The sequence below is a fragment of the Olsenella sp. An270 genome (assembly GCF_002159735.1).
Classification (GTDB): Bacteria; Actinomycetota; Coriobacteriia; order Coriobacteriales; family Atopobiaceae; genus Thermophilibacter.
The window spans coordinates 1-20,541 of sequence record NZ_NFJF01000001.1 but is presented as its reverse complement, the minus strand read 5'-3'; the positions used below and the strand labels follow the sequence as shown (position 1 = coordinate 20,541).

Genomic DNA, 20,541 nt, shown 5'->3' with positions numbered 1-20,541 from the left:
CTCCCCTCTCAGTCCCCCGTGATGCCGTTCGGATAGCTCTGTCGGTAGCCCTCGTAGGCGCGCCGCACGTTCTCCAGGTAGGCACGCGTCTCAGCATACTCCACGTCCTCCGGGATCGACCCGCCCTCGGCGAGCCATCCCTGGACCGTGCCGATCCCGGCGTTGTAGGCCGCGACCACCTCGTCGGTGCTCGAGAGCTGCCCCTGCAGGTATCCCAGGCAGGCGACGCCGTACTCGATGTTCACCTCGGGGTCGGTGAGGTCCTCCGGGTCCCAGCGCCCGGCGTCGACGACGCCCAGGGCGGAGAGGCTCTCGGAGGTCTGCGGCATGAGCTGCATGAGTCCCACCGCACCCGCGGCGGAATGGGCGTCCTCGTCCCAGTCCGACTCGCACTTGATGACCGCGCAGGCGAGCAGCGGGTCAACGCCATGGCGCTCGCACGACGCCTCGATCGCCTCGGCGTGGCGCACGGGATGCAGCGCGCGCCCGAGGCCCGTAGGGTTTGCCGCGACGACGCCGACCAGCAGGAGCGTGAGGGCGAGAAGGGCCACGGGCACCACACGGTACCAGCGAACGAGGCGCTCGTGTCCCCGGGCGGCGCGCGGGGTCTCCCGTCGCGCGCCCTGTCGCGGCGTCGGCCTACGCCCAGCCATGCGCGTCCCACCAGGCGCGGACCCGCACGAGCAGGTCCTTCTCGTCCCCCGTGTTGTCGATCACGGTCGTCGCATGCGAGCGCAGATACTCGTCGGAGGGCTGGCGCGCCACGCGTCGGTCGAAGTCCCCCACGTCCATGCCGCGACCCCGTGCCCGCTCGCGGCGCACCTCCAGCGGGCAGGCCACCACCACGACCTCGTCGGCGAGGTCGACCATCGACTCCACCCGGTCGAGCAGTGGAACCTCCACCACGCAGCACGCCGGCTCGCGCTGGCCGCAGATGCCGGACGTGAGCATGCGGACGAGCATGGCGCGGATGTGCGGGAGCTCGATCTTCTCGAGCAGCTCGGCGGAGGGCTCGTCGGCAAAGGCGCGTCGGGCGAGAAGGGCGCGGTCGAGCATCCCGGTCTCGGGGTCGACGAGGTCGTCGCCGAACGCGGCGCACACCTCGGCCACGCAGGGCTCCCCGGGCGCGAGCACGGCGCGGGAGAGCTCGTCGAGGTCGATGCGCCACGCCCCGAGCCGCTCCAGCTCGCGCGCGACCGTCGACTTCCCCGACGCCGTCCCCCCTGCCAGAAACACCGCGTACAACCCAGGCTCCCCTCGCCGATCCTCAACCCATCATCGCACATGCGACGGCCCGTTGGGACGTCTAGAGTTCGCCGCCCTTGTCCGGACGCACTCCAAGGATCGCTGTCCTTGTCCGCCCGCGATCCAGCAATCGCCGCTCTTGTCACAAAGGGTTCTAGGAATAGCTGCCCTTGTCGCCGGCCCTTCTAAGAATCGCCGCCCTTGTCCGGTTGAAACGGTCACGACGCGGACAAGGGCCGCATTTTTTAGAGCGCCTCATGACAAGGACGGCTTTTCTTAGAGTGACACCGGACAAGGGCGGCGATTCTTAGAAGGGCCGGCGACAAGGGCGACGGTTTCTAGAAGGCGTCGCGACAAGGGCGGCGATTTCCGGATCGCAGGCGGACAAGGGCGGCGATTCCTGGAGACGCTCCTACGAGCACGAGATGACGCGGCCGCCCTCGACGCGCCAGAGGACGGGGTCGTCGAAGCGGGAGAGCTCGCGCTCGTCGTGGGTGACCCAGAGGGTCGTGCGGCCAGCGAGGCGGGGGAGGACGAAGTCCATGACGGCGTCCACGGTCTTCTCGTCCATGCCCTTGAGCGGCTCGTCGAACAGGAACGCGTCGGCGTCGGCCAGGACGCACCGCAGGATCGAGACGCGTCGGCGTTGGCCGCCGGAGAGCTCGCGGACCGGCCGCGCGTCGCAGGGCAGACCCACGGCCGCACACGCCTCACGCTCGAGCTCGAGGAACGCTGCACGCTCCGCGCCGCGCAGACGGGCGTGCGGGAGGCGGACGTTGGCCGTGACCGTGAGGTTGTCGCAGAGGCGGTCCTCCTGGAACGTCATGGCGAGACGCTCGACGCCCGAGCGCCCCACCTCACCCGCGTCGGGCGTCTCCAGGCCGGCGAGCAGACGCAGCAAGGTGGTCTTGCCGGAGCCGGAGGGACCCATCAGCACGTGGGTGCGGCCAGACTCGAAGCACGCCGTCACTCCCGTGAGAACGGAGATGCCGCTGTAGCCCTTCTCGACGTTTGTCAGCGAGAACCCGCAGCTCATGGCCTCGCCTCCCACCGCACCACGACACGGTCGAGCAGACGGCGGACCACCGTCTCGAGCGTGACGGAGACGACGACGATCGCCACCGTCCAGGCAAAGAGGTCCGGCGTGTCCAGATAGACCTTGGCGTCGTAGAGGTGCTCGCCGATCGTGAAGTCGGGAAGCCCGATCACCTCGGCGGCGATGCCCGCCTTCCAGGCGAGGCCGAGCGCGAGCGTCACCGCGACGCGGAAGTACGGCAGCACCTGGGAGGCGTAGACGAGCCGCACGCGATCCCAGCCGAGCACACCAAAGACGTCGCACATCTCGAGCAGGCCCGGGTCGGTCTGGAGGATGCCCTCGAGCACGTTGGTATAGACGATGGGCAGCGCCATGACGAGCGCGATCACGACCGAGAGGTAGCTCGACGAGACCCACAGCAGCACGAGGATCACGAACGACGCCACCGGCACGGCCTTCATGGCCCCCATCACCGGGGCGAGCAGCTCGCGGACCACGGTCACGCGACTCGCGAGCGCGGCGAGGGCCGTCCCCGCGATGACCGCGGTAAGAAACCCGACGCCAATACGCCCGAGCGACACGCCCACCGAGGCCCAGAACTCACCGGTCGTCGCCAGCTGGGCGAGACGGGCCAGCACCTCGAGCGGGCCTACGAGGATGATGCGCGCGTCGATCGCCCGCGCACCGAGCTCCCAGACCACGAGCCAGAAGGCGACGCACGCGAGACGGACGGCCCACGTCCGGAGCCGCCCGTCCTTCTCGGCACCTCTCTCGCCCGCGCGCGCCAAGCCTACGCGCCGTAGTAGAAGTCGTCGCCGGGAACGGCGCCGCCCACGGCCTCGGCGTTCTGGTCGGCGAGGACCGCGAGGTAACCGGAGAGCCGCTCCTTCATGTCCTCGCCGGTCACGCAGACGATGTTGCACTCGGGCAGGGCCTTCTCGGCCACCTGGGCCGGCACGATGTCGTAGCTGCCCACGAGCTGCGCGGCGTCTGCCACGTTCTCGTTCACGAAGTCGACGGACTCGGCGTAGTGCTCCAGGAACGCATCCACGGCGGCGGGGTTCTCGTCGGCGAAGGCGGAGCGGACGACGGCGACGCCGGTGATCATGGAGCTCGTCTCGTCACCGGTCTGGACGCGGTCCCACTCCTCGGTGAGGTCGAGCGCCACGCGGATCTTGTCGTTCTGCGCCTGTGCGGTGGTCACGAAGGGCTGCGGCAGCATCGCCACGGCCTCGCCCTCGGCGGTCGCGAGCGCCTGGACGCACTCGGCGTGCTCGCTCTTCCACTCGATCTGCACGTCCTCGCCCACGGTGAGGCCGTTCTTCTCGAGCACGTACTGGAGGCCGTACTCGGGCGTGGAGCCCTTGCCGGAGGCGTAGATCGTCTTGCCGCGCAGGTCCTCGACGCTTCTGACGGTGTCGCCCAGCTCGCAGATGTAGAGCACGCCGAGCGTGTTGATCGCGATGACGCGGACGCCGCCCTCGGTCTTGTTGTAGAGCGTTGCCGCGAGGTTGGCGGGCACGGCGGCGACGTCGACGCCCTCCTTGGCGATGAGCGGGGTAATCTCGTCCGGGGCGGCGTAGATCTCGAAGGTGTAGTCGTTGTCCGCGAGGTTGCCGGCGTCGACCTCGCTCATGAAGCGCACGAGGCCCATGGCGGTCGGGCCCTTGAGGGCGGCGGTGCGCACGGCGACGGGCTCCGCGTCGGCCGCGGGCTCCTCCTCGGCGGGCTCCTCCTCGGCCGCGGGCTCCTGGGCGGTCGTGCCGCAGGCGGCGAGCGCGAGCGACGCCGAGCCGGCGCCGGCGATCTTCAGGAACGTCCTTCTGTCAACTCTCATGGCGAGCCTCCCTATCGTCGATATGCGATAAAGACGATAGCACTACGAGGCTGACGCCGACCGCTGGTCGGTCCGGGGGCGCCGAGCGGCCCTACGAGCGGACCTCGAACTTGGTGCCGCACTTGGGGCACGTCACGCGCAGACGCCCCTTGCCGCGCGGGACGCGCACCTTCTGGCGGCACGAACCGCAGCGGACGTGCTTGTAGGCGCGCAGCTCGCCCCACGCCGCGCGCGGGTTCTGGAACCAGGGGCGCGCCGGGCCGAGCGCCTTGAGGAAGGCCTCGTTCTCGCGGGCGCGGGCGCCGAGGTTCTTGGACTGGATGCGGAACACCGAGTACGCCACGAGCAGAAGCGCCGTCCAGCCGAGCCAGCTCGTGCGCAGAAACGCGTTCACCAGGAGGACCACGATGGCGAGGTTCACGCAGAATACCGCGAGGTCGTCCGGACCCTGTCTCCCGCGGAGCCACTCCGCCACCTTGCGCTGCCAGTCACCCGACGCCATGTCGCTCCCCTCTCGTTGGTCAACGTCTCTAACATACCCAAAATCGCCTGACGAGCGCCCCATGGCCCGTCCTTCTCGCCGAGACAGAGAAACGGCACAGAATCGCCCTCCTGGGATGCCTCTTCTGTGCCGTTTCTCTGTCTCGACGAACAGCGCCGTCACGCACGAGAAAAGCGGGGCCACCGGAAGGTGACCCCGCTCTCAGACGCGTTGGCGAGAAGGACTACTCCTCGACGGTCTCCTCGGCCTCGACGGCCTCGGGCTCGGCCTCGACCTCAGCCTCGGCCTGCTCGCTCTCGGGGAGCGGCTTGACCTCGACCTCGGTGCCGAGGGTCTCGGCGGCGGCCTTCATGGACAGGGAGATGCGACGACGGTCGAGGTCGATCTCCATGACCTTCACCTGGACGGTGTCGCCCACGGCGCAGACCTGGGACGGCTGGTCGACGTGGGTCTTGGCCATCTCGGAGATGTGCACGAGACCCTCCACGCCCTCGCCGAGGTCGACGAACGCACCAAAGGTGACGAGCTTGGTGACGGTGCCCTCGACGATGGCGTCGATCGGGTACTTCTTGACGAGGGAGCGCCAGGGGTCCTCGGTGGTCTGCTTGAGACCGAGGGAGATGCGCTCGCGGTTGAGGTCGACGTCGAGCACCTGGACCTCGACCTCCTGGCCGACCTTGACGACCTCGGAGGGGTGGTTGACGTGGTTCCAGGAGAGCTCGGAGATGTGGACCAGGCCGTCGATGCCGCCGAGGTCGACGAAGGCGCCGAAGTCGACGATCGAGGAGACGGTGCCCTTGAGGCGCATGCCGACCTGGAGCTTGGAGAGGATCTCCTGGCGCTCGGCCTTGCGGGCCTCCTCGAGGACGACGCGGCGGGAGAGGACGACGTTGTTGCGGTTGCGGTCCATCTCGATGACGCGGGCCTCGATGCGGGTGCCGAGGTAGGCGTTGAGGTCCTTGACGCGACGGAGGTCGACGAGGGAGGCGGGCAGGAAGCCGCGCAGGCCGATGTCGAGGATCAGGCCGCCCTTGACGACCTCGATGACCTCGCCCTCGACGGTCTCGCCGGAGTTGAACTTCTCCTCGACGGCGTTCCAGGCGCGCTCGTACTCGGCGCGCTTCTTGGACAGGACCAGACGGCCCTCCTTGTCCTCCTTCTGGAGGACGAGCGCCTCGATCTCCTCGCCCATGGAGACGACCTCGGCGGGGTTGACGTCCTTGCGGATGGACAGCTCGCGGGACGGGATGACGCCCTCGGACTTGTAGCCGATGTCAAGCAGGACCTCGTCGCGCTCGATCTTCACGACGGTGCCGGTAACCAGACCGCCCTCGTCGAAGTCGGTCACGGTGCCGTCGATGAGGTTGCTCATCTCCTCGTCGGAGATGTCGTCCAGCGCGAAGATGGACGAGTTCTGAATCTCACTCAAAAGTGGACCCCTTTCGAACTTTCGGGGCCCCGGTCGTCATGGTCGCTGCCTGCAGTGCCTAAATCGTGGCGTCTACGTGGAAACTTGCATGCTCTCGGGGGCCGACAGATACGGTTGTGCGGGCCCTATGCCCACACGCGCATTAGAATAGCGTTTGTCTCACCGGTTTTTCAAGCACGGGGAACGGGTATTCTCTAATTTCCGCAAGACGTCGGCCGAGAAGAACGAGGGGGTGATGCGCGCATGATCAAGGCGGTCCTCTTTGACCTTGACGACACGCTGCTGCGCCTCAACCTCACCGCGTTCATCGCCCGCTACGTCTGCGGGGCCACGCGCCTGCTCGCGAGCGCCGCGCGGACGAGCCCCGCCGCGCTCGGGATCCCCTACGTGCGGGCGTTTCTCGCCATGGACGCCCAGGACCGCGAGGACTCCCTCACCAACGAGCGCCTCTTCAACCAGACCTTCCTCGCGTCCACGGGCATCCCGCTCGACGATCCCGTGATCGCCGACCTCATGACCTACTACGAGGAGCAGATCGTCCCCGGCTTCTCGGGCGGCATCGTGGCCGCGCGCCCCGTCCCGGGCGCCCGCGAGGCCATCGAGGCGGTGCACGACGCCGGGCTCCTCTGCGCCCTCGCCACCAACCCCACCTTCTCGCTCTCCTGCGACCGCGCCCGCATGGGCTGGGCCGGCGTTGGCGAGGACGACTTCGCGCTCGTCTCGACCTACTCCAACTCCACGCGCTGCAAGCCGAGCACGCGCTACTACCAGGAGTTTGCCAACCAGCTGGGCGTGCGGCTCGAGGAGTGCCTCATGGTGGGCAACGACGCCGTGCGCGACATCGTGCGCGACGGCTGCGGGCTGCGCACGGCCTACGTCGGCCACGCCCGGCCCAAGGACGCCGTCTGGCGCGGCCCGATGGATCGCCTCGCGCGCGAGCTGCCCGACCTTATCGCCCGCCTGGACGAGCGGGACGGGTAGGCCCACCCTGCCCGCGCCCCATCCCACTCCCGCCGTGCCTCGCTCCTCGGCGAGTGTACGAGTTTCGCGTCCGTTCTTCTCGCTTGTTTAGTCTTTAGATTAACAAATATAAGCGTTGAGGTCCTCTGGATGAGGAAACTCGTACACTCGATCAGGTGCGCGGCGAGGCGCGGCTGTCGGGCGAGAAGAACAGGCGCGCGGCGAGGCGCGGCGACCGGGCGAGAAGAACAGGGCGCCCGGCACGCGACGCACGGCGTGCCGGGCGCCCTGCGAGGGCTGTGAGCTGCGACTACACCCAGAAGAGCATCTTGTTGTAGGTGGGCACGGGCCAGTAGTCGGCGCCGCAGACGCGCTCCATCGCGTCGACCGGGGCGCGCAGGGCGTCCATGGCCGGCAGGACCTCGTCGCGGTAGGCGTCGCAGCGCTCCTGCGGGTCGGCGACCTCGCGCGCGGCGGCGTTGGCCTCCTCCAGGGCGTGGGCCGCCTCGTCGATCTGCGCGATCCCCTCGGTGAGCGTGCGCACGAGGTCCTTCTCGACCTTGGCCTCGATGCCGATCTCGGCCTTGGTGGCCACGCTCGTGGCGAGGTCGCCCGAGTAGTCGGAGAGCGCGGGCACGTAGAGGTGGCGCGCCATGTAGACCATCGTGTTGGCCTCGATGTTGAGGAGCTTGGCGTACTGCTCGGCCTTGGAGACGTAGCGGGCGTGGATCTCGGCCTCGTCGAGCACGTGGTAACGCTCGTAGAACGCCACGTTCTCGGGACGGATCATGCACGGCAGCGCGTCCGGCGTGGTCTTGAGGTTGGGCAGCCCGCGACGCTCTGCCTCGGCCTCCCACTCCTCGGAGTAGCCGTTGCCCTCGAAGAGCACGCGCTGGTGGTCGCGCAGGGTGTGGCGCACCCAGCGCAGCGCGAGGTTGGTGAACTCGTCGCCCGTCTTGCCCTCGAGCTTGGTGGCAAAGCGGTCGCACTGCTCGGCCACCGCGGTGTTGAGGACCACGTTGGGGTCGGCCAGGTTCTGCTGGCTGCCGCACATGCGGAACTCGAACTTGTTGCCCGTGAACGCGAAGGGCGAGGTGCGGTTGCGGTCGGTGGAGTCGCGCAGGAGGTCGGGCAGGGCGGGCACGCCCAGGTCCATGACCTCGGCCTCGTGGACCTCGGGCTCCTCCTTGTTGATGAGGGCCTCCACGATGGCGTGGAGCTGGTCGCCCAAAAAGACCGAGATGATCGCCGGGGGCGCCTCGTTGGCGCCGAGACGGTGGTCGTTGCCCGCAGAGGCCACGGAGGCGCGCAGCAGGTCGGCGTGCTCGTCGACGGCAGCCACGAGGGCGGCGAGAAACACCAGGAACTGCAGGTTCTCGCTCGGCACCGCGCCCGGCTCGAGCAGGTTCTTGCCGTCGGCGCAGATGGACCAGTTGTTGTGCTTGCCGGAGCCGTTCACGTACTCGAAGGGCTTCTCGTGCTCGAGGCAGGCCAGGCCGTGACGGGTGGCCATGAGCTTGAGCTTCTCCATCGTGAGGAGGTTGTCGTCGATGGCGAGCGACCCCTGCTCGAAGATCGGCGCCAGCTCGTGCTGGGACGGCGCGACCTCGTTGTGCTTGGTCTTGACCGGGACGCCCAGCTTCCAGAGCTCGTCGTCGACCTCCTTCATGAAGTCGTTGACGGTCGGGCGGATGGCGCCGAAGTAGTGCTCCTCGAGCTCCTGGCCCTTGACCGGCTCGCAGCCAAAGAGCGTGCGCCCGCAGTAGACGAGGTCGGGGCGCGCCTCGTAGTCCTCCTCCTTCACGAGGAAGTACTCCTGCTCGGGGCCGATCGTGGTGAAGACGCGCTTGGGCTCGCGGCCAAAGAGCGCGAGCACGCGCTTGGCCTGCTGCTCGAGCACCACCTGCGAGCGCAGGAGCGGCGTCTTCTTGTCGAGCGCCTCGCCGGTGTAGGAGACGAAGGCCGTGGGGATGCAGAGGACCTCGTCCTTGATGAAGGCCGGGCTCGTGGGGTCCCAGGCGGTGTAGCCGCGGGCCTCGAAGGTGGCGCGCAGGCCGCCGCTCGGGAAGGAGGAGGCGTCCGGCTCGCCCTGGACGAGCTCCTTGCCCGAGAAGGACATGAGGATCGTGCCGTCGTTGATCGGCGTGAGGAAGCTGTCGTGCTTCTCGGACGTGATGCCCGTGAGCGGCTGGAACCAGTGCGCGAAGTGCGTGGCGCCCTTCTCGAGCGCCCACTCCTTCATCGCGTGCGCGACCTCGTTGGCGATGTCCAGGTCGAGCGGCTTGCCGTCGTCGATGACCTGACGGAGCTCCCGGTACGTCGGCTTGGGGAGCCTCTCCTGCATCACGGCGTCCGTGAACAGCAGGCTTCCGAACTCCTGAGAGACCTTGTCCTTGCCCATGTGCGCCCTTTCTCCCGGCGTTGTGGCTTACGGTCGACTACTCTACGGGCCCATTGTTTCACAGCCGTTGCGCCAACGTGAAGCGCGGGGCATGGTTTGGTTGCATCTTCAGGGCCATTTCATGGCGAGAAGGACACGGGCCTCACAGCCAGACGAGCTCGGCGGGGCCGTCCTCGTCCGGCTCGGGCTCGTCCTCGGAGCGCGTCCCCCACTCCAGCGACTCCTCGAGCCACGGACGCGAGGGCGCCGCCGGCTCGAAGGCGGCCTCCCGGCCGTCCTCCAGCCAGACGATGCCGTGCCTGTCGTCCGCCTCGCCCATGTCAGAGCCCCAGCGTCTTGGCAACCTCGCCCGCGCAGGCCATCGCGTCCGCGATCGCGCTCACCACGAGCGAGGAGCCCGTGCGCACGTCGCCGGCGAGAAAGACCGGGGCACCCGCAGCCGTCTCGGCGCGGTGCGAGCCCGCGGCGACGACCGGCAGCCCGCGCTCCCCCACGCCCACGCCCAGCGCGTCCAGCACGCCGCGCTCCGGCCCCGTGAAGCCGCAGGCCACGAGCACGAGCTGTGCGGGGATCTCGCGCTCGCCGCCCGTCACGCGCTCGGGCCGACCGCCCGACCAGTCGAGGTCGGCGACGGCGAGGCCGCGCACCGCGCCCGCCTCGTCGAGAAGGACCTCGAGCGTGTCGACGCCCCAGGCGCGCATCTCGCCGCCCATGAGCTCGATCGCCTCCTGCTGCCCGTAGTCGGTCTTGAGCGTGGCGGGCCACTCGGGCCAGCGCGTGACGCCCGGCCCCGGCTCGGCGGGGCGCGGCAGGAACTCGATCTGCCGCACCGACCGGGCGCCCTGGCGCACGGCGGTGCCGAGGCAGTCGTTGCCCGTGTCGCCGCCGCCGATCACCACGACGTCGAGCCCCTCGGCGCTCACGGCGGGCTCGCCGCCGTCGAGCAGCGAGCGCGTGGAGGCCGTGAGGTAGTCCACGGCCCAGACCACGCCGCCCGAGGCGAGACCCTCCTCGAAGCCCGCGACGGAGAGGCCCCGGGGACGACGCGCGCCCGCCGCCACGACCACGGCGTCGGACTCCGCGAGCAGCGCGGAGGCCACGTCCTTCTCGGCCGCGTCGGTGCCCAGGCGAAACTCGACCCCCAGCTCCTCCATGAGGGACACGCGGCGCGCGACCACGTCCTTGGGGAGCTTCATGTTGGGGATGCCGTAGGTGAGAAGACCGCCCGCCCGGTCGGCGCGCTCGACGACCGTCACGCGGGCCCCGCGCCGGGCGAGCTCCCAGGCGGCCGCGAGCCCGGCGGGGCCGGAGCCCACCACGGCGACGCGCGGGGCGTCCGGCGCGGCGGGCGAGAAGCGCCGGGGCCCGCCGTGCGCCCACTCCCAGTCGGAGATGGCGCGCTCGTTGTCGTGGATCGTCTCGGGCTCGTCGTGGCAGCCCAGGTTGCACGACGCCTCGCACAGCGCCGGGCACACGCGGCTCGTGAACTCCGGCAGGGGCGACGTCAGCGCCAGCCGGTCCGCCGCCTCGCGCCAGAGCCCCCGGTAGACGAGGTCGTTCCACTCGGGGATGAGGTTGTGGAGCGGGCAGCCGCTCGGGCGCGCCCCGCCAAACGAGATGCCCGCCTGGCAGAACGCGACGCCGCAGTGCATGCAGCGGCTCGCCTGCGCGCGGCGCACGTCCGCGGGCGGCTCCTCGTAGAGCTCCTCGTAGTCGCGCACCCGGTCCTCGACCGCGCGCAGCTCGTGGGCGCGGCGGCCCACCGTCAGAAACGCTCCCGGCCTGCCCATGCTAGCCCTCCCTCATGACGTCGAACGCGCGCTCGAGCGCGGACTCGTGGGTCTCCCCCGCCGCCTCGGCCTCGGCGACCAGGCCGAGCACCCGCTCGTAGTCGCGCGGTATCACCTTCACGAAGCTGCGGCGCGCCTCGTCGAACTGGTAGAGCAGCTTGATGCCGCGCGGGCTCGCCGTGCGGCGCACGTGCTCCTCCACGAGCTCGCGCACGAGCGCGAGGTCCTTCTCGTCCGGCTCCTCCAGGTTCACGAGCTCGCGGTTGCAGCGGCTCGCGAGCGTGCCGAAGCGGTCGTAGACGTACGCCACGCCACCCGACATGCCGGCCGCGAAATTGGGGCCCACCTCGCCGAGCACGACGACCGTGCCGCCGGTCATGTACTCGCAGCCGTGCGCTCCCACGCCCTCCACCACCACGGAGGCGCCGGAGTTGCGCACGCAGAAGCGCTGGCCGGCGAGGCCGTTCACGAAGGCGCGGCCTCCCGTGGCGCCGTAGAGGGCAACGTTGCCCACGATCACGTTCTCGTCGAACTTGTAGGTGGCGCCGGGCGAGGGGCGCACCGAGAGCACGCCGCCCGAGAGACCCTTGCCAAAGTAGTCGTTGGCGTCGCCGGCAACGTTGAGCGTGACGCCCGCGGGCAGGAACGCCCCGAAGCTCTGACCCGCCGAGCCCGCGCAGTCCACGGTGACCGACCCCTCCGGCAGGCCCTCGGGGTGCGCCGCCGTCACGCGGCTGCCGAGCATCGTGCCCACGCAGCGGTTGACGTTGTCGATGTCCGCACTCAGGCGGATCGGCTCGAGGTGCGCTCGGGATCGCTCGGTGTAGGGCACGAGCAGCGTGGCGTCGAGCGTGCGGTCCAGCTCCAGGTCTGCGGCCATCTCGGGCAGGAAGCGCGGGGCGTCCGCCCCGGGGATCTGCTGCCCGTACTCGCAGACCGGCTCGGCGAGGAGGTCGGAGAGGTCCAGGCGGTTGGCCTTCCAGTTTGCCTCGCCGGCGACGGGGACCTGGCGCAGGCAGTCCGCGCGGCCCACCATCTCGTCGACCGTGCGGAAGCCCAGCGACGCCATGATCTCGCGCAGCTCCTCGGCGACGAACGTCATGAAGTTGACCACGTGCTCGGGCCGGCCAGCAAAGCGGCAGCGCAGGCGCTCGTCCTGCGTGGCCACGCCCGCCGGGCAGGTGTCGCGCTGGCAGTCGCGCTGCATGAGGCAGCCGCAGGCGATGAGCGGCATCGTGGCGAAGCCAAACTCCTCGGCGCCCAGAAGCGCCGCGATCGCCACGTCGCGGCCGCTCATGAGCTTGCCGTCGGTCTCGAGCACCACGCGCGAGCGCAGGCCGTTGCGCACGAGCGTCTGCTGCGTCTCGGCGAGGCCGATCTCGAACGGGATGCCGGCGTGGTAGATCGAGTCGCGCGGGGCGGCGCCGGTGCCGCCGTTGTGTCCCGAGACGAGGATCTTGTCGGCCCCGCCCTTGGCCACGCCTGTGGCGATGGTGCCCACGCCCGCGAGCGAGCAGAGCTTGACCGAGACGCGGGCGCCGGGGTTGGCGCACTTGAGGTCAAAGATGAGCTCGGCGAGGTCCTCGATCGAGTAGATGTCGTGGTGGGGCGGCGGAGAGATGAGGCTCACGCCGGGCGTGGACTGGCGGACCTCCGCGATCCACGGGTAGACCTTCTTCCCGGGGAGGTGGCCGCCCTCGCCGGGCTTGGCGCCCTGGGCCATCTTGATCTGGATCTCCGTCGCGGAGACCAGGTAGCGGCTCGTCACGCCAAAGCGGCCGGATGCCACCTGCTTGATCGCGGAGCGTGCGGAGTCGCCGTTTGCGCGAGGCGTCTCGCGCGCCGGGTCCTCGCCGCCCTCGCCCGAGTTTGACCGTCCGTGCAGGCGATTCATCGCGACGGCCAGGCACTCGTGCTGCTCGCGGGAGATCGAGCCGTAGCTCATGGCGCCGGTGTTGAAGCGCCTCACGATCTGGCTCGCGGGCTCGACCTCGTCGAGCGGGACGGGGTCGGCGGCGGGCGACAGGTCCATGAGGTCGCGCAGGGTGACGGCGCGGCCGGGTCGGTGCACCCAGGCGGCGTACTCCCTGAAGAGGTCGTAGTCGCCCTCGCGACAGGCGCGCTGAAGCAGGTAGATGGCCTTGGGGTCGATGAGGTGCTCCTCGCCGGACGGCCGCCATTTGGTGAGGCCGAGCGTGGGGAGCTGGCCCGGCGCCGGCGTGCGCCCGAGCGCGAGCGCCGCCGCGTGGCGCTCGTCGAGCAGGCGCTGGAGGTCGTCCACCGTGAGGCCGCCCACGCGCGTGGCGGTGTAGGTGAAGCAGCGCTCCACAAGCTCGTCCGCAAGGCCCACGATCTCGAATATCTGCGCGGAGTGATAGCCCTGCATCGTGGAGATGCCCATCTTGGACATGATGGAGACGATGCCGGCCGTGACCGCGCGGTCGTAGCTGGCGCAGGCCTCCTCGGGGTCGGACTCGAGCTCGCCGCGGGCACAGAGGTCGCGGACGCAGTCGTGTGCCAGGTAGGGGCAGATGCCGGAGGCCGAGAAGGACACGAGGCACGCGAAGTCGTGCGCGCTGATCGCGTCTCCCGTCTCCACGACGAGGTCGACGAGGGTGCGAAGACCGCGACGGATCAGGTGGTTGTGCACGCAGCCGAGGGCGAGCAGCGAGGGGACGGGTACCTCGCCGGCCGCCGCGCGGTCCGAGATCACCACGATGTTCGCACCGGCGCGCACGTCCTTCTCGACCTGCTCCGCCAGCTCGGTGAGGGCGCGGTCGAGCGCGTGGGGGCCGCCCGCCAACGGGTAGGTCGCGCAGACGCTCGCCACGCGGAAGCCCGGCCGGTCGATCGCGCAGAGGCGACGGAAGTCGTCGTCCGAGAGGATCGGCGACGGGAGGCGCACGAGGCGGCAGCTGTCGCGGCAGTCCTCGAGCAGGTTGCCGTGGTTGCCGAGGTAGAGCTTCGTGCTCGTGACGACGCTCTCGCGCAGCGCGTCGATCGGCGGGTTGGTCACCTGCGCGAAGAGCTGGTGGAAGTAGTCGAAGAACGAGCGGTCGCGCGTCGAGAGGCACGCGAGCGGCGCGTCCACGCCCATCGAGGCCAGCGGCACCGCGCCCTTCTCGGCCATGGGTCGCACGACCTCGTCCACGTCGTCGTAGTGCCAGCCGTGCTCCGCGAGAGACCTGACAAAGGTGCCCGGCACCTTCGTCAGGTTGGCAAAGGTGCCGGGGTCCTCCGTCGGGGGCAGGTCCGTGAGGTCGATCGTCTCCTCGTCGATCCAGTCGCGATAGGGCTTCTCGCCCGCCAGGCGGTCGCGGATCTCGTCGTTGCCGATGACCCGTCCGGCGACCGGGTCGACCTCGAGCATCTCCCCGGGACCGAGGCAGCCCGCGCGCAGAACGTTGGCGGGGTCGACGTCGATGGTGCCCACCTCGGAGGCCAGGATCAGGCGGTCGTCGCGCGTCACGTAGTAGCGCGCGGGACGCAGGCCGTTGCGGTCGAGCGCCGCGCCCAGCATGCGGCCGTCCGTGAACACGATCGCCGCCGGGCCGTCCCAGGGCTCCATGAGCATGGACTGGTACTCGTCGTAGGCACGGCGCTTCTCGCCGAGCGCGGGGTTCTTGTCCCAGGGCTCGGGCATCATGAGCGTGACCGCGCGGTCGAGCGGCCGCCCGTTCATGACGAGGAACTCGAGCACGTTGTCCAGGATCGCGGAGTCGGAGCCCTCGCGGTTGATGATCGGCATCACGCGCTCGAGGTCGGCCCCCAGCACGGGCGAGTAGAGCCTGGGCTCGCGGGCGCGGATCCAGCTCACGTTGCCGCGCAGGGTGTTGATCTCGCCGTTGTGGATGAGGTAGCGGTTGGGGTGGGCGCGCTCCCAGGAGGGCGTGGTGTTGGTCGAGTAGCGCGAGTGCACGAGGGCGAGCGCCGTCTCCACCGCGGCATCGTTGAGGTCCAGGTAGAAGCGGCGCATCTGGGTGGCCACGAGCATGCCCTTGTACACGATGGTCCGGCTGGACATGCTGCAGACGTAGAAGATCTTGCCGGCGAGGGCGGGCTCGGCGTCGGCCGCGCGCTCGACCGCGCGCCGGGTCACGTAGAGACGGCGCTCGAAGTCCTGGCCGCGGGGCACGTCGTCCGGACGACGCAGGAACGCCTGGCAGATCGTGGGCATGCAGGCCCGCGCGGTGGAGCCCAGGTCGTGCGGGTCCACCGGGACCTCGCGCCAGAACATGAGCGGAAGGCCGCACTCCGCACAGCCGCGCTCGAAGACCTGGCGCGCGGCGCGCACGCCGGCGGGGTCGTCATGGGGCAGGAAGAGCATGGCCACGCCGTAGTCGCCCTCGTCGGGCAGGATCTGGCCCTCCTTCTGCGCCTCCTTGCGGAAGAAGCGGTGCGGCACCTGGAAGAGCACGCCCGCGCCGTCGCCGGTGTTGCGCTCGAGGCCCTTGCCGCCGCGGTGCTCCAGGTTCACGAGCACCGAGAGCGCGTCGTCGAGCGTCTGGTGGCTGCGCCTTCCGTGCAGGTGCGCGATCGCCCCGATGCCGCAGGCGTCGTGTTCGTAGCTCTCCCTGTAGAGACCGCGCTTCATGGGACTCCCCTCGTTCGACTTCAAGGGGCAGTCTACGGCGCGTCCCGGGCGGGCGAGAAAAGCGAGACGAACTCGCTACGCGCTCGCCACGCGCGCGTTTCTCGCCTGCCATCCGCGCGACGCGGACCGGAAACGACTGAGAAACGCACGGCGCTTCTCGCCTACAATCGAGGGGCAACCACAAGGAGGCCCCATGGCAGAACCCACCCGCACCATCGCCGTCATCGACGGGAACTCGCTCATGCACCGCGCGTTCCACGCGATCCGCCAGCCCATGAACGCGCCGGACGGCCGCTCCACGGGCGCGCTCTTCGGCTTCTTCAACATGTTCATCAAGATGGTGGACACCTTCCACCCCGACGGCGTGATCTGCGCCTTCGACAAGGGCAAGCCGCGCGTGCGCATGGAGATGCTGCCGCAGTACAAGGCACAGCGCCCGCCGATGGACCCGGCGCTGCACGAGCAGTTCCCGATGGTGAAGGAGCTCCTGCGCACGCTCGACGTCCCCGTGGCCGAGCTCGAGGGCTGGGAGGGCGACGACATCCTCGGCACCCTGGCGCGCCGCGGCGAGGCGGCCGGCTACGAGATGTTGCTCTTCACCGGCGACCGCGACATGTACCAGCTCTCCACCGAGCACGTGAAGATCGTCTCCACCCAGAAGGGCGTGAGCGAGGTCAAGATCATGGACCCGGAGAGCGTGGAGGACCTCTACCACGGCATCACGCCCGAGCTGGTGCCGGACTTCTACGGCCTCAAGGGCGACTCCTCCGACAACATCCCCGGCGTGCCGGGCATCGGCCCCAAGAAGGCCGCCGCGCTGATCGTGCAGTACGGCAGCCTGGACGAGGTCATCGCGCACGCGGACGAGGTCCCCGGCAAGATGGGCGAGAACCTCCGCGCGCACGTGGACGACGCCCTGCTCAGCCGCCGCGTGGCCACGATCCGCACCGACGCGCCGATCGAGCTCGACCTCGCCGACGCGCGCTTCCCCACCTTCGACCCCGCCGAGGTGGCCCGTGCCTTCTCGGCCCTGGGCTTCACCGGCATGACCACGCGCCTCGTGCGCCTGGCCGGAGAGGGCGCCGAGGCGGCCGCCCGCGCGGCGCTGGGCGAGGATGAGGCCGCGGCCGAGCCCGCCGCCCCGCTGCCCGCCCCCCTCGTCGGCGAGGACGCCGCGGCGGCGCTCGACGCCGCGATCGCAGGCGGCGCGTGGGTCGGCTGCGCGCTCGACGACGACCGCCAGGAGGGCGCCCTCTTTGGCACGGCGCACACCCTCTGGGCGGCGACGGGCGAGAGCGTCTGCCGCTTCGACGACGCGGACGCCGACGACGCGCTCGAGCGGCTCCTTCGCGAGGGGCGGCTCGCCGCCGGCGACGTGAAGGCGCTCCTGCACGTGCTCTCCCCCGTCGACTCCAGCGAGGCCGAGCGCCTCGCCCCGCGCGAGGTGGACCCGGCGCGCATCTTCGACGTGGCCGTCGCGGCATACCTGCTCGACTCCGAGCGCACGTCCCTCTCGCCCGCGGAGCTCGCCGAGGCCTACCTCAGCCGCGTGCTGCCCGCCGCCACCGAGGAGCTCCCCGAGGCCGCGCTCGACGCCGTGCGCGCTCGCGACCTGGTTGCCCCCCTGCGCGAGCGCCTGGGACAGGACGGGTCGGAGCGGCTCTTCGACGACATGGAGATGCCGCTTCTGCCCGTGCTCGCCGAGATGGAGCGCGTGGGCCTGTCCGTGGACACACGCGTGCTCGCGGCGCAGTCGGCCGAGCTCGGCGCCGAGGTCTCCACGATGGCCGAGAGGATCCACGCGGCCGCCGGCGAGCCCTTCAACATCGACTCCCCCATGCAGCTCAGCCACGTCCTCTTTGACGTGCTGGGCCTGCCCACCTACGGCCTCAAGCGCACGAAGCGCGGCTACTACTCGACCAACGCGAAGGTGCTGGCCGACCTCGCCGCGGAGCACGAGATCGTGGCCGACGTGCTGGACTACCGCGAGCGCTCCAAGATCAAGAGCACCTACCTCGACGCCCTGCCCGCGCTCGTGCGCGGCGACGGCCGCGTGCACACCACGCTCAACCAGACGGTCACGGCCACCGGGCGCCTCTCGAGCTCGGACCCCAACCTGCAGAACATCCCCACGCGCTCGGAGCTGGGCCACCGCGTGCGCCAGGCGTTCACGGTGCCCGAGGGCAGCGTGTTTCTCGCCTGCGACTACTCGCAGATCGAGCTGAGGCTGCTGGCCCACCTCTCCGGGGACGAGCACCTGATCGCCGCCTTCTGCGAGGGCCGCGACTTCCACGCCGCCACCGCCGCGCGCGTCTTTGGCGTGCCGCTCGACGAGGTCACGCCGCAGCTGCGCAGCCGCGCCAAGGCCGTGAACTTTGGCATCGTCTACGGCCAGCAGGCCTTTGGCCTGTCGAGCTCGCTCAAGATTCCCCGCGCCGAGGCGCAGGAGATGATCGACCGCTACTTTGCCGCCTACCCCGGCGTGCGCGCGTTCCTCGACGAGTCGGTGCGCCTCGCCCACGAGCGCGGCTGGGCCGAGACCATGTACGGCCGCAAGCGCCACATCCGCGAGTTCCAGCAGCGCAATCGCCAGCTCGTGGCCTTTGGCGAGCGCACGGCGATGAACCACCCCATGCAGGGCACCGCCGCCGACATCATCAAGATCGCGATGGTGCGCGTGGAGCGGCGCCTGCACGAGGAGGGCCTCGCCTCCAAGCTCGTGCTGCAGATCCACGACGAGCTGGACCTCGAGGTCCCCGAGGCCGAGGTCGAGACCGTGAGCGCGCTCGTGCGCGAGACGATGGAGGGCATCGTGGAGCTCAAGGTGCCGCTGGTGGCCGAGGTCTCCTACGGCGCCAACTGGGCGGAGGCCAAGTAGTGGCGAGCTGGGAGGAGTTCTCGCGCACGGCGGGCGAGAAGGTCGCGGCAGCGGGCCCGCTCATGCGCGTGGAGGCGTGGTCGGACGGGTCGTCGCGCGGCAACCCGGGGCCGGGCGGCTACGGCGCGCTGCTGCGCTACACCGGGCCCGACGGCGCCGTCCACGAGCGCGAGCTCTCCGGCGGCTACCGGCGCACCACCAACAACCGCATGGAGCTCATGGGTGCGATCGCCGCGCTCGAGGCGCTGCGACGCCCGTGCGCGGTGACCATGACGACCGACTCCCAGTACGTGTGCAACGCCTTCAACCAGAACTGGATCGGCGGCTGGCAGCGGCGCGGCTGGAAGACCGCGAGCAAGCAGCCCGTGAAGAACGTCGACCTCTGGCGGCGGCTGCTCGCAGCCTGCGAGCCGCACGAGGTGACGTGGGTCTGGATCAAGGGGCACGCGGGGCATCCCGAGAACGAGCGCTGCGACGGGCTCGCCACGGGGGCCGCCGACGGGTCGGACCTGGCGGAGGACGTCGGCTTCGACGGGTAGTCCCTCTCGCCCGCGCGCGCCCCTTTGCGCTACCCTTAGGGCACTGCCGAGAAGGACCGCGCACGCAGGGAGGGGCCATGCCCGCGCTCATCACGCATCACATATTTGGCGAGGACATCCTCTCCGAGCTGCCGCGCGGCCTCGTGGAGGGCGAGGAGGAGCTCCTCGCGTTCCTGCTGGGCAACCAGGGCCCCGACCCGCTCGCCGCCCGGTTCTCGACGCTCCCGTCCCGCGCCGCCGTCTGCCACGACCTCGGCCGAAAGATCCAGTCCGGCCACGTCACGCGGGCCCTGCTCGCCCTGCGCGACGGCGTGGGCCACCTGCCCGCGCCCGACGAGCGCGTGGGTCGCGCCTTCGCGCTCGGCATCCTGGGCCACTACGCGCTCGACCGCGCCGCCCACCCGTTCGTGGTCGCCCAGCAGCGGGCGCTCTGCGACGTCGAGCCCTCGCTCGCCGGGCTCGAGCGCGAGGTCCACGCCGTCATCGAGAGCGACCTCGACTCCTGGATCCTCTGGGAGAAGCGGCACGCCACCATCTGCGAGCGCCCGTCGTCGACCAACCTCATGCGCACCGCCCGCACCGAGCGCGTCGCGGGCGCCCTGCTCTCGCAGGTGGCACTCGGCGTCTTTGGCGTCGCGATCGACGCCCGCGAGTACGCCGCCGCGGTCCGCGACTACGAGGTCGTCTACCGCCTGATCGAGCCGGCCGGCACGCTGCGCGCCCGCGGCGCCGCGCTGGCAGAGCGCGCCCTGCGCGGGACCGGGCTCACGACGGCATGCACCCACTACGTACGCCGCTCCGACGAGTGCCCGGCCGCCAACCTCGAGCGCCACCCGTGGACCCACCCGTTCACCGGCGAGGTGCGCACCGACAGCGCCGCCGACCTCTTCGACGAGGCGCGTCTGGCCTATCCCGGGCTCGCCGAGGCGTTCGTCCGCGGGGACGAGGCCCGTCTGCGCGCGCTCGTGGCCGGCCTCGACTTCTCCGGCCGGCCCGGGACCGACGACTAGCGCCGTGCTGGCCGCCTCGACTCGATCCGAAACTCGGCGGGGTTGTCACTGGGCCGTCTAGGAATTCGCGCTCTTGTCCTGAGCGCCTCCAGGAATCCCCGGGGTTGTCCCAACCCGATCCGGTTATTCTCGCCCTTGTCGCCTTTTCTTCTAGGAATCGACGGGGTTGCACCGTGGTGGGGCGGCCATGCCGTACAAGCCCCCCGATTTCTAGAAGCCCCCATGACAAGGACGGCACTTTCTAGATCGGACGAGAAGAGCCGGCGGGCGAGAAGAACGCTCACAGCCCGCTCGGGCGGGGCGGGCGGTCGTCGTCGGAG

The 20,541-nt window shown here is 70.3% G+C and carries 15 protein-coding genes; 4 read left to right on the top strand and 11 right to left on the bottom strand.

The features are described 5' to 3' along the window. Positions 1 to 8: 8 nt before the first annotated feature. The 7 genes from B5F73_RS00070 to rpsA all read right to left on the bottom strand — a co-directional run bounded on the left by B5F73_RS00070 (position 9) and on the right by rpsA (position 6,049). Complete coding sequence (locus B5F73_RS00070) at positions 9 to 653, bottom strand: lytic transglycosylase domain-containing protein (RefSeq protein WP_087224608.1); 645 nt, start codon at positions 651 to 653, stop codon at positions 9 to 11. After that, positions 640 to 1,236, bottom strand: coding sequence for a dephospho-CoA kinase (gene coaE / locus B5F73_RS00065; protein WP_239379764.1), 597 nt, complete (start codon positions 1,234 to 1,236; stop codon positions 640 to 642). Before coaE ends, B5F73_RS00070 begins: the two co-directional genes overlap by 14 nt. A 421-nt stretch (positions 1,237 to 1,657) precedes the next feature. Continuing rightward, positions 1,658 to 2,281 (bottom strand): ABC transporter ATP-binding protein, encoded by a 624-nt coding sequence (locus B5F73_RS00060; protein ID WP_087224604.1) that lies wholly within the window; start codon positions 2,279 to 2,281, stop codon positions 1,658 to 1,660. After that, positions 2,278 to 3,069, bottom strand: coding sequence for an ABC transporter permease subunit (locus tag B5F73_RS00055; protein WP_087224601.1), 792 nt, complete (start codon positions 3,067 to 3,069; stop codon positions 2,278 to 2,280). Before B5F73_RS00055 ends, B5F73_RS00060 begins: the two co-directional genes overlap by 4 nt. 2 nt (positions 3,070 to 3,071) lie before the next feature. Next, positions 3,072 to 4,118, bottom strand: a complete 1,047-nt coding sequence (locus B5F73_RS00050) for a PhnD/SsuA/transferrin family substrate-binding protein (protein WP_143803099.1) — start codon at positions 4,116 to 4,118, stop codon at positions 3,072 to 3,074. A gap of 91 nt (positions 4,119 to 4,209) precedes the next feature. Further along, positions 4,210 to 4,620 carry a hypothetical protein gene (locus B5F73_RS00045; protein ID WP_087224598.1) on the bottom strand — a complete coding sequence of 137 codons (411 nt, stop codon included), beginning with the start codon at positions 4,618 to 4,620 and terminating at the stop codon, positions 4,210 to 4,212. Positions 4,621 to 4,843: 223 nt separating this feature from the next. Further along, positions 4,844 to 6,049 carry a 30S ribosomal protein S1 gene (gene rpsA, locus B5F73_RS00040; RefSeq protein ID WP_087224595.1) on the bottom strand — a complete coding sequence of 402 codons (1,206 nt, stop codon included), beginning with the start codon at positions 6,047 to 6,049 and terminating at the stop codon, positions 4,844 to 4,846. Positions 6,050 to 6,292: 243 nt separating this feature from the next. Between rpsA and B5F73_RS00035 the strand changes: the two genes are divergently transcribed. Beyond that, positions 6,293 to 7,030: an HAD family hydrolase gene (locus tag B5F73_RS00035; protein ID WP_087224592.1), complete on the top strand. Its 738-nt coding sequence runs from the start codon at positions 6,293 to 6,295 to the stop codon at positions 7,028 to 7,030. 289 nt (positions 7,031 to 7,319) lie between these two features. On the opposite strand, the gene B5F73_RS00030 is transcribed toward B5F73_RS00035, so the two are convergent. From B5F73_RS00030 to gltB, 4 genes are all read right to left on the bottom strand, one after another. After that, on the bottom strand, positions 7,320 to 9,410 hold the full coding sequence (locus B5F73_RS00030) for a glutamine synthetase III (RefSeq protein ID WP_087224589.1): 2,091 nt from the start codon (positions 9,408 to 9,410) through the stop codon (positions 7,320 to 7,322). A 142-nt stretch (positions 9,411 to 9,552) separates the two neighbouring features. Continuing rightward, complete coding sequence (locus B5F73_RS09345) at positions 9,553 to 9,729, bottom strand: hypothetical protein (protein WP_158094730.1); 177 nt, start codon at positions 9,727 to 9,729, stop codon at positions 9,553 to 9,555. 1 nt (position 9,730) lies between these two features. Then, positions 9,731 to 11,200 carry a glutamate synthase subunit beta gene (locus B5F73_RS00025; protein ID WP_087224586.1) on the bottom strand — a complete coding sequence of 490 codons (1,470 nt, stop codon included), beginning with the start codon at positions 11,198 to 11,200 and terminating at the stop codon, positions 9,731 to 9,733. A 1-nt stretch (position 11,201) separates the two neighbouring features. Then, positions 11,202 to 15,794 (bottom strand): glutamate synthase large subunit, encoded by a 4,593-nt coding sequence (gltB, locus tag B5F73_RS00020; protein WP_087224583.1) that lies wholly within the window; start codon positions 15,792 to 15,794, stop codon positions 11,202 to 11,204. 193 nt (positions 15,795 to 15,987) lie between these two features. Here gltB and polA point away from each other — a divergent pair, with 193 nt between their 5' ends. From polA to B5F73_RS00005, 3 genes are all read left to right on the top strand, one after another. Continuing rightward, the gene (gene polA, locus B5F73_RS00015; protein WP_087224581.1) at positions 15,988 to 18,672 is read left to right on the top strand and encodes a DNA polymerase I; all 2,685 of its coding nucleotides are present in this window, start codon (positions 15,988 to 15,990) and stop codon (positions 18,670 to 18,672) included. Positions 18,673 to 18,734: 62 nt separating this feature from the next. After that, positions 18,735 to 19,211, top strand: a complete 477-nt coding sequence (gene rnhA, locus B5F73_RS00010) for a ribonuclease HI (protein WP_087225769.1) — start codon at positions 18,735 to 18,737, stop codon at positions 19,209 to 19,211. Positions 19,212 to 19,288: 77 nt separating this feature from the next. Continuing rightward, positions 19,289 to 20,221, top strand: a complete 933-nt coding sequence (locus B5F73_RS00005; RefSeq protein WP_087224578.1) for a zinc dependent phospholipase C family protein — start codon at positions 19,289 to 19,291, stop codon at positions 20,219 to 20,221. The last annotated feature ends 320 nt before the right edge of the window (positions 20,222 to 20,541 follow it).